Source organism: Nocardioides phosphati (assembly GCF_014646375.1).
Taxonomy (GTDB): domain Bacteria; phylum Actinomycetota; class Actinomycetes; order Propionibacteriales; family Nocardioidaceae; genus Nocardioides; species Nocardioides phosphati.
Map to the genome: position 1 here is coordinate 127,071 of NZ_BMNI01000004.1, position 13,742 is coordinate 140,812.

19 protein-coding genes are annotated in these 13,742 nt (G+C 71.9%); 8 read left to right on the forward strand and 11 right to left on the reverse strand.

The features are described from left to right. The first annotated feature begins 7 nt into the window (after window positions 1-7). Window positions 8-370, forward strand: a complete 363-nt coding sequence (gene trxA, locus IEX47_RS09925; RefSeq protein ID WP_188783855.1) for a thioredoxin — start codon at window positions 8-10, stop codon at window positions 368-370. Between the two features lie 12 nt (window positions 371-382). Here the strand turns inward: trxA and IEX47_RS09930 are convergent, their stop codons facing one another. Further along, a complete protein-coding gene (locus IEX47_RS09930) occupies window positions 383-604 on the reverse strand; it encodes a hypothetical protein (RefSeq protein ID WP_229662777.1) in 222 nt (73 codons plus the stop codon). A gap of 14 nt (window positions 605-618) precedes the next feature. After that, window positions 619-1,512 carry a mycothiol conjugate amidase Mca gene (mca, locus tag IEX47_RS09935; protein WP_188783857.1) on the reverse strand — a complete coding sequence of 298 codons (894 nt, stop codon included), beginning with the start codon at window positions 1,510-1,512 and terminating at the stop codon, window positions 619-621. Window positions 1,513-1,553: 41 nt separating this feature from the next. On the opposite strand from mca, the gene IEX47_RS09940 reads away from it, so the two are divergent. After that, window positions 1,554-1,949: a DUF4307 domain-containing protein gene (locus IEX47_RS09940; RefSeq protein ID WP_188783858.1), complete on the forward strand. Its 396-nt coding sequence runs from the start codon at window positions 1,554-1,556 to the stop codon at window positions 1,947-1,949. A 132-nt stretch (window positions 1,950-2,081) separates the two neighbouring features. On the opposite strand, the gene greA is transcribed toward IEX47_RS09940, so the two are convergent. The 5 genes from greA to IEX47_RS09965 form a co-directional block, all read right to left on the reverse strand. Continuing rightward, the gene (gene greA / locus IEX47_RS09945; protein ID WP_188783859.1) at window positions 2,082-2,579 is read right to left on the reverse strand and encodes a transcription elongation factor GreA; all 498 of its coding nucleotides are present in this window, start codon (window positions 2,577-2,579) and stop codon (window positions 2,082-2,084) included. 131 nt (window positions 2,580-2,710) lie between these two features. Further along, complete coding sequence (gene ilvA / locus IEX47_RS09950) at window positions 2,711-3,910, reverse strand: threonine ammonia-lyase (protein WP_188783860.1); 1,200 nt, start codon at window positions 3,908-3,910, stop codon at window positions 2,711-2,713. Then, complete coding sequence (locus IEX47_RS09955; RefSeq protein ID WP_188783861.1) at window positions 3,907-5,199, reverse strand: AI-2E family transporter; 1,293 nt, start codon at window positions 5,197-5,199, stop codon at window positions 3,907-3,909. The genes ilvA and IEX47_RS09955 overlap by 4 nt, the downstream gene beginning before the upstream one ends. 10 nt (window positions 5,200-5,209) lie before the next feature. Then, window positions 5,210-5,524 (reverse strand): YidH family protein, encoded by a 315-nt coding sequence (locus tag IEX47_RS09960; protein ID WP_188783862.1) that lies wholly within the window; start codon window positions 5,522-5,524, stop codon window positions 5,210-5,212. Next, complete coding sequence (locus tag IEX47_RS09965; protein WP_188783863.1) at window positions 5,517-6,680, reverse strand: cystathionine gamma-synthase; 1,164 nt, start codon at window positions 6,678-6,680, stop codon at window positions 5,517-5,519. Before IEX47_RS09965 ends, IEX47_RS09960 begins: the two co-directional genes overlap by 8 nt. 58 nt (window positions 6,681-6,738) lie before the next feature. Between IEX47_RS09965 and msrA the strand changes: the two genes are divergently transcribed. Further along, on the forward strand, window positions 6,739-7,374 hold the full coding sequence (gene msrA / locus IEX47_RS09970; protein ID WP_188783864.1) for a peptide-methionine (S)-S-oxide reductase MsrA: 636 nt from the start codon (window positions 6,739-6,741) through the stop codon (window positions 7,372-7,374). Here msrA and IEX47_RS09975 read toward each other — a convergent pair. Then, on the reverse strand, window positions 7,358-7,939 hold the full coding sequence (locus IEX47_RS09975; protein ID WP_188783865.1) for a hypothetical protein: 582 nt from the start codon (window positions 7,937-7,939) through the stop codon (window positions 7,358-7,360). The genes msrA and IEX47_RS09975 overlap by 17 nt on opposite strands. Here IEX47_RS09975 and IEX47_RS18110 point away from each other — a divergent pair. Together IEX47_RS18110 and IEX47_RS09985 are read left to right on the forward strand one after the other, a co-directional pair. After that, on the forward strand, window positions 7,938-8,213 hold the full coding sequence (locus IEX47_RS18110) for a DUF6131 family protein (protein WP_188783866.1): 276 nt from the start codon (window positions 7,938-7,940) through the stop codon (window positions 8,211-8,213). The genes IEX47_RS09975 and IEX47_RS18110 overlap by 2 nt on opposite strands. 96 nt (window positions 8,214-8,309) lie before the next feature. Next, complete coding sequence (locus IEX47_RS09985) at window positions 8,310-8,717, forward strand: hypothetical protein (protein WP_188783867.1); 408 nt, start codon at window positions 8,310-8,312, stop codon at window positions 8,715-8,717. 4 nt (window positions 8,718-8,721) lie between these two features. On the opposite strand, the gene IEX47_RS09990 is transcribed toward IEX47_RS09985, so the two are convergent. Continuing rightward, window positions 8,722-9,624, reverse strand: a complete 903-nt coding sequence (locus IEX47_RS09990) for an alpha/beta hydrolase fold domain-containing protein (RefSeq protein WP_188783868.1) — start codon at window positions 9,622-9,624, stop codon at window positions 8,722-8,724. Between the two features lie 67 nt (window positions 9,625-9,691). Between IEX47_RS09990 and IEX47_RS09995 the strand changes: the two genes are divergently transcribed. Both IEX47_RS09995 and IEX47_RS10000 read left to right on the forward strand, forming a co-directional pair. After that, window positions 9,692-10,168: a YchJ family protein gene (locus tag IEX47_RS09995; protein WP_188783869.1), complete on the forward strand. Its 477-nt coding sequence runs from the start codon at window positions 9,692-9,694 to the stop codon at window positions 10,166-10,168. A 4-nt stretch (window positions 10,169-10,172) separates the two neighbouring features. Then, window positions 10,173-10,400 (forward strand): DUF167 domain-containing protein, encoded by a 228-nt coding sequence (locus IEX47_RS10000; RefSeq protein ID WP_229662779.1) that lies wholly within the window; start codon window positions 10,173-10,175, stop codon window positions 10,398-10,400. A 5-nt stretch (window positions 10,401-10,405) separates the two neighbouring features. On the opposite strand, the gene IEX47_RS10005 is transcribed toward IEX47_RS10000, so the two are convergent. Beyond that, window positions 10,406-11,185, reverse strand: coding sequence for a sulfite exporter TauE/SafE family protein (locus IEX47_RS10005; protein WP_188783871.1), 780 nt, complete (start codon window positions 11,183-11,185; stop codon window positions 10,406-10,408). Between the two features lie 2 nt (window positions 11,186-11,187). Then, on the reverse strand, window positions 11,188-12,582 hold the full coding sequence (locus IEX47_RS10010) for a cystathionine beta-synthase (RefSeq protein ID WP_188783872.1): 1,395 nt from the start codon (window positions 12,580-12,582) through the stop codon (window positions 11,188-11,190). Window positions 12,583-12,652: 70 nt separating this feature from the next. On the opposite strand from IEX47_RS10010, the gene IEX47_RS10015 reads away from it, so the two are divergent. Continuing rightward, entirely contained in the window at window positions 12,653-13,666 is a 1,014-nt protein-coding gene (locus IEX47_RS10015) for an SGNH/GDSL hydrolase family protein (protein ID WP_188783873.1), read from the forward strand. The last annotated feature ends 76 nt before the right edge of the window (window positions 13,667-13,742 follow it).

Sequence of the window (13,742 nt, forward strand, 5' to 3'; positions counted from 1 at the left end):
TGCTGGCATGGCCACGATCGAGCTGACCGCAGCGAACTTCACCGACCACGTCGAGGAGGACGACATCCTCCTCGTCGACTTCTGGGCGAGCTGGTGCGGCCCGTGTCGCCAGTTCGCGCCGATCTACGAGGCCGCGTCGGAGAAGCATCCCGACATCACCTTCGGGTCGGTCAACACCGAGGAGCAGCAGGAGCTCGCGGGCGCCTTCCGGGTCACCAGCATCCCGACGCTCATGGTCTTCCGCGAGCAGGTGCTGATCTACGCCCAGCCCGGCGCGCTGCCCGAGCAGGCGCTCGAGCAGGTGATCGAGGCCGTCCGCAAGCTCGACATGGACGACGTACGCCGGCAGCTCAAGGAGTCGCAGGGCTGAGCCCTGCGGCGATCAGGCCTTGTCGTCGGTGGACGGCGCCGGGGCCTCGTCGCTGCCGTAGACGCCGGCCTCGTTGGCGGCGTTGGTCTTCTTGAGCTGGCGCGTGAAGCTCCAGAGCAGGAGCACGGTCGCCACGATCATCAGACCGAGCACGAGCGCACCGATCCAGCCTGCGGTGATCTTGTCGGCGTCGCCGTTCCAGTTGGACGTGGCGATGGTCAGCGGGGTGAGCATGGCTCCATTGTCGCTCACGCCTGGCTCACCCCCGGCCACGGGGCGTCGCGCAGGCCCGCGAACAGGTCTGCCTCGGGCAGCTCGGTCGGCACGTGGGTCTCGACGAGCTCGTAGTCCTCGTGCGGCCAGGTCGCCTTCTGCACCTCCATCGGCACCGCGAACCAGAAGCCGTCGGGGTCGATCTGCGTCGCGTGCGCGAGCAGCGCCCGGTCGCGCGTCTCGAACCACTCCGCGCACGGCACCCGCGTCGTGATGCGCGCGTCCCACGCCGGGTCGGGCGTCCAGTCCTTCAGCCGGTCGGCGTACGGCGAGGGCAGGCCGGCGGCCTCCATCGCGTCGTGGATCGCGAGCGCGCGCGGCCGGTTGAACGTGTGGTGGAAGTAGAGCTTGGCGACCTGCCACGGCTCCCCCGCGTCGGGATAGCGCTCCGGGTCGGCCGCGGCCCTGAACGCCTCCATCGAGACCAGGTGGCACTGGATGTGGTCGGGGTGCGGGTAGCCACCCCGCTCGTCGTACGTCGTCATGACGTGGGGCCGGAAGCTGCGAATGAACCGGACCAGCGGCTCGGCCGCCTCCTCGACGGGCACGAGCGCGAAGCAGCCGTCGGGCAGCGGCGGCTTCGGGTCGCCGTCGGGCCAGCCGGAGTCGACGAAGCCGAGCCAGTCCTGCTTGACGCCGAGGATCTCGCGCGCGGCGTCCATCTCGGCGCGGCGGACCGCCTGGATGTCCTCGATCGTCGCCGGGTCGATCTTGGGATTGAGGACGTCGCCCCGCTCACCGCCCGTGCACGTGACCACGTGGACGTCGACGCCCTCGGCGACGTACTTGGCGGTGGTGGCCGCGCCCTTGCTCGACTCGTCGTCGGGGTGCGCGTGCACGTGCATCAGCCGGAGCGGCTCAACAGACATGCGGAGATTCTAGGAGGACGGGCCCGTGGGACGATGCCCGCGTGACCGACGCACTCGCAGACCGCTATGGACGCCGCCCCGACGGGCGCCGCTTCCCGCTCGCCCTCGTCGTCGGGCTGGTGGTCGGCGTGCCGTTCCTGATCTGGGTCGCGTGGGTCTGGTGGAGCATGTCGACGCCCGACGTGCAGTCGACCGACCGCAACTTCACGATCGTCGACGCACACCTCGTCGTGGCCGACATCGAGGTCACGCTCTCGGACGACGCGGTCGATCCGAGCTGCCGGATCCAGGCGCTCGCCGAGGACAAGACGGCCGTGGGGTCGAAGCAGTTCACGCCGGTCGACGGCGCCAACCGCGTGAAGATCCGGACCGAGCGCCAGGCCACTGCCATCGACCTCATCGGCTGCACCGCGAAGGGCCAGAACCGCCCTCGCTGACCCGCCGACCCGCCGCCAGCTCGCACCGGAAATACGCCGAGACGTCAGTTCGTCACGGCGGACCGGTGACGAACTGACGTCTCGGCGGGTGCTCCGCGTGACGGAGCGACGTCGCGGCGTACGAGCGCGGCGTCAGCCGACGAAGGGCTCCGCGTCGAGGACGACGACCTCGAGGGTCTTGCCGTTGGGCGCCTCGTAGGAGACGGTGTCGCCCTTCCTGGCGCCGATCACGGCACCGCCGAGCGGCGCCTGCGGCGAGATCACCGCAAGGCCGTCGGGGTCGATCTCGCGGGCGCCGAGGAGGAACTTCTCCGCCTCGTCATCGTCGTCGCCGACGAACTTGTAGGTCACGACCATGCCGGGCCCGATCGTGCCATCGCCGGCGTCGGCCTGGCCGACCTCGGCCTTCTCGAGCATCGAGGTGAGCTGGCGGATCTTGCCCTCGAGCTTGCCGAGCTCCTCGCGGGCAGCGTGGTAGCCGCTGTTCTCCTTGAGGTCGCCCTCGTCGCGGGCGGCCGAGATGCGGTCGACGATCTCCTGGCGCGCAGGGCCCTTGAGGTCCTCGAGCTCGGCCTGGAGCTTGTCGAAAGCCTCCTGCGTGAGCCAGACGGTGTCCTGCTGCTCGGTCATGATCACTCCTGCATGTTGGTGCGGATAGACGTACGCCGCGGCGTGTGGCCGCGGCGACTCCGTGATGAAGCAAAGAAGCCAGACTAGCAAGGTCGCCCCGCAGAGAGCCCACGGCCGCCGCCGGCGCAGCGTCAGAGGACCTTGTAGCCGAGCTCGCGCAGCCGCCGGATCAGCGACTCGGCGTGCGCGACCCCACGGGTCTCGCACTCGATCCGGACCTCGACCTCGTCCAGCCGCAGCGACGACGAGGTGCGGTCGTGGCCGATGGTGCGGATGTTGGCCTGGGCGGCCGCGATCTCGGTGAGCAGTCCGTTGAGCGCGCCCGGGACGTCGGGCAGCGAGACCGCGAGGTTGAGGAACCGGCCCGCGGACGCGAGGCCGTGGCGGATCACCTTGCCCAGGAGCAGCGGGTCGATGTTGCCGCCGGAGAGCAGTGCCACGACGGTGCCCGAGAACGCGTCCGGGTGCTCCACCAAGGCCGCCACGGCCGCCGCACCGGCGGGCTCGACCACCATCTTGGCCCGCTCGACGAGGCTCAGCAGGGCCTGCGAGAGCGACTCCTCCGAGACGCTGAGGACATCGTCGACGTGGTCCCGGATCAGCGAGAGCGGCACCTCGCCCGGGCGACCCACCGCGATGCCGTCGGCCATCGTGCTCAGCGACTCCAGCGCGACCGGCGCACCGGCCTCGAGCGACGGCGCGATCGCCGCAGCCCCCTCGGCCTGCACGGCCACGACCCGCACGTCGGGGCGCAGCGACTTCACCGCGAGCGCGACGCCGGCGACCAGTCCCCCGCCGCCCGCGGGCACCAGCACGGTGCCCGCGTCGGGCACCTGCTCGAGCATCTCCAGGCCGACCGTGCCCTGCCCGGCCACCACGTCGGGGTGGTCGAACGGGTGGATGAACGTCGCGCCGGTGCGCTCGGCGTACGCCAGGGCCTCGCGGAGCGCGTCGTCGAAGTAGCGCCCGGCGAAGACGACGTCGGCGCCGTACGCACGGGTGGCGCGCTCCTTCGGGATCGGCGCGCCCTCGGGCATGAAGACCGTCGAGGGGATGCCGAGCTGCTGGGCGGCGAGGGCGACGCCCTGCGCGTGGTTGCCGGCGCTGGCCGCGACGACGCCGGCGGCACGCTCCTCCGGCGAGAGGCGCGCGATGCGCACGTAGGCGCCGCGGACCTTGAACGAGCCGGTGCGCTGGAGGTTCTCGCACTTCAGGTGGACGTGCTGGCCGGTGAGGTCGGAGAGCCAGCGCGACTCGACGACCGGTGTGCGCACGGCGACCCCGGCGAGGGTGTCACGGGCGGAGAGGACGTCGGCGAGCGTCAGGCTCACGGGGCGCCGCCCGCGGGGCCTTCGATGGCGTGCACGCTCGCGGCGTACTCCGGGTCGGAGAGCCGGCCGAGGTGCGTGACGACGGCGTTGGCCATGGCGGCGAGGGGCACGGCCATCAGTGCGCCGGCGGGACCGGCGAGGATCACGCCCAGGCCGATCGCCACGATGACGCCGAGCGGGTGGACCGAGACGAAGCGCCCGAGCACGAGCGGCTGCAGCACGTGCGCCTCGAGCTCCTGGACGCCGACGACGACCGCGAGCATGATCAGCGCCTTGAAGGCGCCGACCGTGACCAGCGCAACGAGCGTGGCGACCAGGCCGGCCAGCGTCGCGCCGACCATCGGCACGAAGGCACCGAGGAAGACCAGGACGCCGATCGGCAGCACCAGGGGTACGCCGAGGGCCGCCGCGCCGATCATGATGCCGCCCGCGTCGACGAGCGCCACGATGACGGTGGCCCGGACGAACTGGATGAGCGAGACCCACGCGACGCGGCCGGAGGAGTCGACGGCCTCGCGCGCCGCACGCGGGAAGATCCGGACCACCCAGGCCCAGATCCGGTGGCCGTCGGCGAGGAAGAAGTAGGTCGCGAAGAGCACGACGAACATGCCGGCGACGACGTGGCCCACGGCGGTCGTCCACTCGGTGACCTGCCCGACCTGGATGTGCTTGGACCGCTCGGTGAGCGACTTCTGCGCGGTCGCGATCCAGTCGTTGATCTGCGAGTCGCTGGCGTCGATCGGACCGGTCTGGAGCCAGCGCCGGATCTCGCCGAGGCCGCCGGCGACCTGGTCGGCGAGGTCGCTCGCGCCGGCCGCGACCTGGTTGCCCACGAAGCTGAGCAGGCCGACGACCGAGGCGAGGCCGAGCACGACCGTCACGCCAGCCGAGAGCCCGCGGGGGATGCCGAGCCGCGCCAGGAGCCGCACGAACGGCGACATCAGCGCGCTGATCAGCAGCGCGATGACGAGCGGGAGGGTGAGCACCCGGAAGTGCCAGATCGCCGCGGCAGCGCCGCCGGCCGCGATCGCGATGACGATCAGGCGCCACGACCAGGCGGCCGCGAGGTCGAGGCCCCACGGCACCTGCGCCCGGCTGAAGTTCGACGGACCCGTGCGGATCGGCTCGACGTCGTTGCGGCGCTCGGCGCGCAGCTGGGCCCACTGGTGGGCGAGGAGGTGCGTGAGCTTCTCGGTGCGGCTCTCGTCGGACTCGGCCTGCGCCTCCTCGTCGGAGGTCTGGTCGGCCTCGGTCGCGGAGAGCCCCTCGGGTGCCTGCTCGTCCTTCACGCTCGTGACCCTAGACGAACGCCGAAGCGAGCGCCGCGGCAACCGCGAGCACGACCGCACCCGCGAGCACGGGGGCCAGCACCAGCGGCGGCACGGGCTCGCCCGCGGCGATGGCACGGTCGGCCGCGCGGTAGCGCCACCAGCCGAGGACGGCACTGCCCGCACCGCCCGCCAGCAGCAGCCCGCCGAGCACCCAGACCATCACGGCCCGGTCGAGCAGGTGGAGCACCGCGGCGCCACCACCGAGCATGCCGAGGGCGGTGCGCTCCCAGGCGAGGAAGGTGCGCTCGTTGGCCAGCGAGAAGCGGACGTCGGGCTCAGCCAAGCGCCTGCTCCAGGTCGGCGAGGAGGTCGTCAGCGGTCTCGATGCCCACGCTGAGCCGGACCAGGTCGGCAGGCACCTCGAGGGCCGTGCCGGCGACGCTCTGGTGGGTCATCCGGCCCGGGTGCTCGATCAGCGACTCGACCCCGCCCAGCGACTCACCGAGCGTGAAGACCTTCGTGCTCTCGCACACCCGGAGCGCTGCCTCCTCGCCCCCGTTGACCCGGAAGCTGACCATGCCGCCGAAGCGCTTCATCTGCCGCGCCGCGACCTCGTGGCCGGGGTGCGTCTCGAGGCCCGGGTAGATCACCGTGCCGACGGCCGGGTGGCTGCAGAGGAAGTCGACGACCCTCTCGGCGTTGTCGCAGTGCCGGTCCATGCGGACGCCGAGCGTCTTGAGGCCGCGGTGGGTCAGGAACGCATCGAACGGCCCCGCCACCGCGCCCATCGCGTTCTGGTGGAACCCGATCCGCTCGGCGACCTCGAGGTCGCGGACGACGACCGCGCCGCCGACGACGTCGCTGTGGCCGCCGACGTACTTGGTGGTGGAGTGGACGACGAGATCGGCGCCGAGCGTGAGCGGCTGCTGGAGGTACGGCGAGGCGAAGGTGTTGTCGACGACCAGCAGCGCGCCGGCGTCGTGGGCGAGCGCGGCGAGCGCCTCGATGTCGCCGACCGAGAGCATCGGGTTGGTCGGCGTCTCGACCCAGACCAGCTTGGTCTCCGGGCGGATCGCGGCGCGGACCGCGTCGAGGTCGGCGAGGTGCGCCGGCGTGTGCTCGAGGCCCCACGGGCGGGCGACCTTGTCGAACAGGCGGAAGGTGCCGCCGTAGGCGTCATCGGGGATGACCGCGTGGTCGCCGGGCGACGTCAGGGCGCGGAGGATGGCGTCCTCGGCGGCCAGGCCGCTGGCGAACGCGAAGCCCCGCTCCCCCTGCTCGACGGCCGCGAGCGCGCCTTCGAGCGCGGTGCGGGTGGGGTTGGCCGAGCGGCTGTACTCATAGCCGCCGCGCAGCCCGCCCACGCCGTCCTGCTTGTAGGTGCTGGTGGCGTAGATCGGCGGGATCACCGCGCCTGTGGTGGCGTCCGGCTCGTAGCCGCCGTGGATGGCGCGGGTCTCGAACCCGCCCTTCTGCGTGTGGTCGCTGGACTGGCTCACGTTCGCGAGCCTAGACCTTGGCCCGAACGGCAGAATGGGGGCGAGCTCAGGAGGCCCGATGTTCTTCAAGAAGACCGAGATGGTTTCGCCCGACCGCGCCCTGCCCGGCCGCCCGCAGCAGCAGTTCGCGCTGTCCGACCGCCACAAGGTGCTCGACGCGCCGCTCGTCACCGACGTCGTCCCCGAGGGCCTCGAGGTCGCGCTCTTCGGCCTCGGCTGCTTCTGGGGCGCGGAGGAGATCTTCTGGCGCATGCCCGGCGTCTGGTCCACCTCCGTCGGCTACGCCGGCGGCACGACCCCCAACCCGACGTACGACGAGGTCTGCTCGGGCATGACCGGCCACACCGAGGCCGTGCGCGTGGTCTTCGACCCCGACGAGGTCAGCTATGCGGACCTGGTGCGTGCCTTCTACGAGGTCCACGACCCGACGCAGGGCTACCGCCAGGGCAACGACATCGGCACGCAGTACCGCTCGGCGATCTACTTCTTCTCCGAGGAGCAGGAGAAGGTCGCGCGAGAGATCACCGAGGGCTACGCGCCCGTGCTGCAGCGTGCCGGCTACGGGGCGATCACCACCGAGATCAAGCCGGCCCCGACGTACTACTACGCCGAGGACTACCACCAGCAGTACCTCTACAAGAACCCCAACGGGTACCGCTGCCACTCGGCCACCGGCATCAAGGTGCCCGTCTGACCAGCGGCTCTCCTCGCGGGCAGGGCACGTCCCTTCCCGCGGGATCCCTGATCCAGACGGGCTCTACAGCCATCGGGAACGAGGCCGTGCCGAGCATGAGCTGCGTCGTGACGATCGTTCCGCGCGGCGGTCCCCACACCTTGACGCCGACGACGATGCCGCGCCCGCGGGGCTCGATGAACGGCGCAACGGTGTCGAGTGCGCCGAAGGCGTAGGTCAGGGTGATGCCCCCGTCACTGCGGTGGCAGCCGACGGTGCGGAGCTCCGGGACCTCCCCGCAGCCGCGGCCGGGCGGGCGCCCGTGCATGCGTCCGGGCATGAGGCCGGGCATGAGGCCGGGCATCCGGCCGTGCACTCGGCCGTGCACTCGGCCGCCCACTCGGCCGTGCGTCGCCTGCGGCGGGTCGCAGGGGCGGTGGCCGTGCAGGTGCCCGTGGGGGTGGTGCCCCAGCTGCTCCCAGGAGCCCTGGTAGGTGACGCCGTCGCCCTCGTCGGCGACGTGGACCAGCAGGGCCAGCAGCACGACGGCGGCCAGCGAACCGATGACGAGCGCGAGCTTCCTCATGGACCGACGGTCGCACACCTGGCGGGCGCGAGGGCGTGACAAATCGGAATTGGGGGTACCTGAGGGCAGTCGCAGATCGCGACAACGCCGTCCGCGGCGTTGGACTCAGGAGGCAGCCGTGATCATTCTCGGTCTGGTGCTTCTCATCCTCGGAGCCATCTTCAACATCTCGATCCTGTGGACGCTTGGCATCATCCTCGTCCTGATCGGCGTGGTGCTGTGGCTCGCCGGCTCCATGGGCCACTCGGTAGGCCCGAGGGCTCATTACTGGTGACGCAGGGAGATCCCTGCAGAACAACGTGAAGGCTTTTCGCCACCTGGTGGCGAAAAGCCTTCACGTTGTCCGAGGGAGCACTAGCGTCCCCGTGTGATGTTCGGGATCGCGCTCCTCCTCGCCGTCGTCGTGCCGCTGGCCCTGACGGCGTTTGCCTACGAGCGCGCGAAGCGCGAGCCACAGCCGATCCCGGTCACCCAATGGCGCCGCGCCTCTCCGCGCCCACGTCGACCCCGCGATCCCGGCTACACCTGGGGCGTCGGCATCGGAATCGTCGCTCCGTACGCCGTGGCCGGCATCTTGCACCTGGTCGAGGAGCCGGACGGCACGGGCGGACTGCTCTTCCTCGGCACGATCCTCACGTGCTGGGCGATCCACTTCTTCACCCGGCACCGGACGAGCTTCTTCGGCGCCATCCCGTGGGGCATGGTCCTCGGCTCGTTCGTGCTGCCGTGCGCCGTCGGGCTCGTCCTCGTCCCGGTCCTCGCCGCCTTCGGACTCTGATCCGTCAGCCGCGGATGAAGGCGGCCACCCGCTTCAGCGCACCACGCGCCTCGGAGACGGGCAGGATCGGGTAGACGTGGAGCAGCCCGTGACCGACCTCGAAGACAAGCGGCCACTCGAGTGTGGCGGCGCGCGCGGCGAGCGCCTCGGCGCCGGCGTAGAGCATGTCGTGGGTGCCGCACATCAGCATGGTCGGCGGCAGGTCGGTGAGGTCGCCGAGTGCGGGCGAGACCTCGGGCAGCACCAGGTCGGCCTCCGAGCCGGCCCAGAAGAGCGCGTAGGTGTCGTGGTTGTCGAGTGAGAGCCACGGGTCGCGTGCGGCGGACTCCTCGGTGCCCGGCGCGGAGCGGGTCAGGTCGGCCCACGGCGCGATCAGCACGAGCCTGGCCGGCTGAGCACCCTCGCCGGCACGCCAGCGGTCGCGCAGGCCCAGCGCGATCGCCAGCGCGAGCCCACCGCCCGCCGAGTCGCCGGCGAGCACGACCTCACCCTCGTCGCACAGCCCGCCGACGTACGCCGTCAGGGCGGGCACCGAGTCGCGCCAGGTGAACTCCGGCGCCAGCGGGTACGCCGGGAAGACCAGCCGCGCGCCGGTGGAGCGCGCCAGCCGGGCCGCCCACTTCCACTGGCGGTCGTGCGCGATCGCGGTGAACGAGCCGCCGTGGAGATGCACCAGCGTGCGCGTGAAGGAGCCGCTGCGCGGGGTCGCGACGTACACCGGGAAGCCGCTGCCGATTCGCTCGACGGTGACGTCCCAGTCCTTCTCCAGCCATGCCGGCGGCGTCGTCTGGCGCGAGCGGTTCTTCGCCACCAGGGCCGCGCGGAGCCGCTCGGGGTCGCGGATGACCACGGGCGGGTTGACCTTCGGCAGGGCGAAGGCGATCAGGCGATGCGACAGGCTGGGCACGCCGCCACGCTAGCCCGTCGCACCGACGGTGTGACGGCCACCGCACCTTCCCCCTAGGGTGGGAGTGATGGAGTTCACCGGCTACCCCCGCCTGTGCCCCTGCGGCACCGGGTCCAACTACGGCGTGTGCTGCGGTCGTCTGATCAGCGGCGCCGCCCAGGCGCGCACCGCCGAGGAGCTCATGCGGTCGCGCTACTCGGCGTACGCCCTCGGAGAGCTCGACCACGTCTTCCGCACGTGGCACCCCAAGACCCGGCCCGACGACGTCAGCCCCGCGCCGGGCGTCGAGTTCATCGGCCTCACCATCGAGGACATCGTGGCGGGCGGCCCCGACGACGACCTCGGCGTCGTCGAGTTCACCGCGCGCATGCGCACCCCTCAGGGCGTCGACGAGATGCACGAGCGGAGCCGGTTCACGCGCCGCGCCGGCCGCTGGATGTACGTCGACGGCAACGTCCCCGACGTGGCTCCCACCGATGAGACATCCGCACGGCGGCCCGCCGCGACGACGATCGAGTTCCCCGCGCAGCACGGCCGGGGCTGATGCCGTGGCACGCCACGGCGTGACCGTGAAGCCGGGCTCGAAGAAGGGCCCGCTCGTCGAGGTCGCCGACGACGGCTCGCTGACGCTCTTCGTCCGGGAGCGCGCCGTCGATGGTGCTGCCAACGACGGCGTCGTGAAGCTGCTCGCGGCCCACTTCGGCGTGCCGAAGTCGCGCGTCACGATCGTCCGCGGCCACGCCAGCCGGCAGAAGCTCGTCGACATCGACGACTGAGCGGCTCAGCCCCACAGGCCCAGGACGTCGCCTCCGATGCGGACGACGAAGGCGGAGACCACGAGCACGAGAAAGCCCCGGACGAAGCCCGCGCCCCTGGCGACCGCAATCCGCGCGCCGAGGTAGCCACCGGCGAGGTTGGCCAGGCCCATCGAGAGCCCGGTCGCCCACAGCACCGCACCCTGCGGCACGAAGATCACCAGCGCGGCGAGGTTAGTCGCCCAGTTCGCCATGCGGGCCTTGGCCGACGCCTCGAGGAACGAGTAGCCGAGCAGGCCGACGAGGGACACCACGAAGAACGAGCCGGTCCCTGGCCCGAGCGCGCCGTCGTAGAGACCGACCGCCAGCCCGATGCCCATCGCGCCGAGAAGATGCGCACCCCGGCCGAACCGCAGCGCGGTGAGCTCCCCCAGATCCGGCTTGAGCAGCACCCACGCCCCCACGAGCAGCAGCACGACCAGCACCACCGGCTCGAACGCCGACCGCGGGATCCGGCTCGCCAGCAGCGCACCCCCGAGGGAGCCCGCGAACGCGCACGCCATCAGCGGCAGGAACGTGCCGGCGTGCGGCTTCACGCGCCGGTAGTACGTCGTCGAGGCGACCGTCGTGCCGCAGAACGACGAGAGCTTGTTGGTCGCCAGCAGCTGAACCGGCGTCGCGTGCGGCAGCCCGACGACGAGCGCCGGCAGCTGGATCAGCCCTCCCCCGCCCACCACGGCGTCGACGAATCCCGACGCGAAGCCGGCCAGGACGAGCAGTACGACCACCAGCGGGTCGTCGACCACGCTCAGCCCCGCGCGATGTAGGCGAGCAGGTCCTGCCGGGTGACGACGCCGACCGGCTTGCCGTCCTCCTGCACGAGAAGCGCGTCAGCGTGCTCGAGCGCGGCGACCGCCTCGGAGGCGGCGGCGGTCGAGCCGATCGTCGGCAGCGACGGCGACATGTGCCGCTCCACGGAGTCGGTCAGCTTCGCCTCGCCCGCGAAGAGCGCGTCGAGCAGCGTCCGCTCGTCGACGGCACCGGCCACCTCCGCGGCGACCACCGGCGGCTCGGCGCGGACGACGGGCATCTGGGACACGCCGTACTCGCGGAGGATGTGGATCGCGTCGGCGACCGTCTCGGTCGGGTGCGTGTGGACGAGCGCCGGCAGCTGCCCGGACTTGCCGCGGAGCACCTCGCCGACGGTCTTCTCGCTCGCCTCCTCGGTGCCCGTGGGGAAGCCGTACGACGCCAGCCACTCGTCGTTGAAGACCTTGGTCAGGTAGCCGCGGCCGGAGTCGGGCAGCAGCACGACGATCACCGCATCCGTCTGTCCGGCTGCCGCCAGCTCCTCGGCGAGCTGCTTCGCGGCATACGCCGCCATGCCGGACGAGCCACCGACGAGCAGCGCGTCCTCGCGGGCCAGCCGCCGCGTGAAGGCGAACGAGTCGGCGTCGGAGACCTCGATGATCCGGTCGGCGACGCCGCGGTCGTAGGTCTCGGGCCAGAAGTCCTCGCCCACGCCCTCGACGAGGTAGGGCCGGCCGCTGCCGCCGGAGTAGACCGAGCCCTCGGGGTCGGCGCCGACGACCTGGACGTCGGGGTTCTTCTCCTTGAGGTAGCGGCCGATGCCGCTGATCGTGCCGCCGGTGCCGACGCCCGCGACGAAGTGCGTGATCTTCCCGTCGGTCTGCTGCCAGATCTCCGGGCCGGTCGTCTCGTAGTGCGAGCGCGGGTTGTTGGGGTTCGAGTACTGGTCGGGCTTCCAGGCGCCGGGGATCTCGCGGACCAGCCGGTCGCTCACGTTGTAGTACGAGTCGGGGTGCTCCGGCGCGACGGCCGTCGGGCAGACGACCACGCGCGCGCCGTACGCCTTGAGGACGTTGCGCTTGTCCTCGCTGACCTTGTCGGGGCAGACGAAGACGCACTGGTAGCCCTTCTGCTGCGCCACCATCGCCAGCCCGACGCCGGTGTTGCCCGAGGTCGCCTCGACGATCGTGCCGCCCGGCTGCAGCTCGCCCGAGGCCTCGGCGGCCTCGATCATCCGGGTCGCGATGCGGTCCTTCACCGAGCCGCCGGGGTTGAGGTACTCCACCTTCGCGAGGACCAGCGGGCCGGTCCTGGCCACGTCGTCCAGCGACCGGTTGATCCGGACGAGCGGGGTGTTGCCGATGAGGTCCAGGAGCGAGTTCGCGTAGTCCACGTCACAGAGGCTAGTCCCGCGGGTACAGGAACCCCGGAACAGAGAGAAGGGGTCACCTACAGTGGTGGACATGTCCAGGACCGAGACCGTGCGCAAGGTGGCCTCCGCAGCCGCCGTCGGCGGCGGCAGCGTCTCCGCACTCGGCCTGGGCCTATACGGCGTGCTGCGGGCCGAGGCGATGCTGGCCCGCCGCGCGATCGGCGACCCGCTCGACGAGCCGCCCCCCAACCCGAGCGGCTGGTACGGCCGCAAGCGCCCCGGCCCGGCGATCCGCGTCGCGCTGCTCGGCGACTCCGGGGCCGCCGGCTACGGCGTCGAGAACGTCGAGGAGACCCCCGGCGCGCACCTTGCCACCGGCATCGCCGCGGCCGCCGACCGCCGGGTCTACCTCGGCTGCTTCGCGGTCGTCGGCGCACAGACGTCCAACCTGATGGACCAGGTCGACCGCGCGCTCCTCATCGAGCCCGAGCTGGTCGTGATCTCCATCGGCGCCAACGACGTGACACACGGCGTCCTCCCCGGTCAGTCGATCCGGGAGCTCACCGCCTGCCTCGCCCGGCTGAACTCCGCCGGCGTCAAGATCGTCATGGGCACCTGCCCCGACCTCGGCACGGTCCGTCCGATCAGTCCGCCGCTCAAGCAGTGGGCCCGGATGATGTCGCGCCGCATGGCGACGTCGCAGGCGATCGCGGTCGTCGAGGCCGGCGGTCGCTCGGTCTCGCTGGCCAACACGCTCGGGCCCGAGTTCGACGCGCGGCCGATGGACCTCTTCGGCCCCGACCGCTTCCACCCCTCCGCCGAGGGCTACGCGGCGTTCGCCGGCGTGCTGCTGCCGACCGCGCTCGCCGCACTGGGCATGGGCCCGGTCGACGACGCTCCCCGTGCCGCCCGCGGCGAGGGCATCAAGCCGCTGCAGCGCGCGGCCTCGCAGGCCTCCCGCACTCCGGGCACCGAGCTCGACGGCACCCAGGGCCCCGGCCGCGGCGTACGCGGCCTGCTCGTCGAGCTGCGCCACCGCCGTCGCCAGCCGCAGGTCGAGGCCGAGAAGCCGGCCGAGTCGCTGGAGTCGGCAGAACCCGCCTGACGCCGAGGCGGGCACAACGCACGAAGCCCCTCCCCGTTGCGGGGAGGGGCTTCGCGGATTCCGGGCGGGCCGCTCG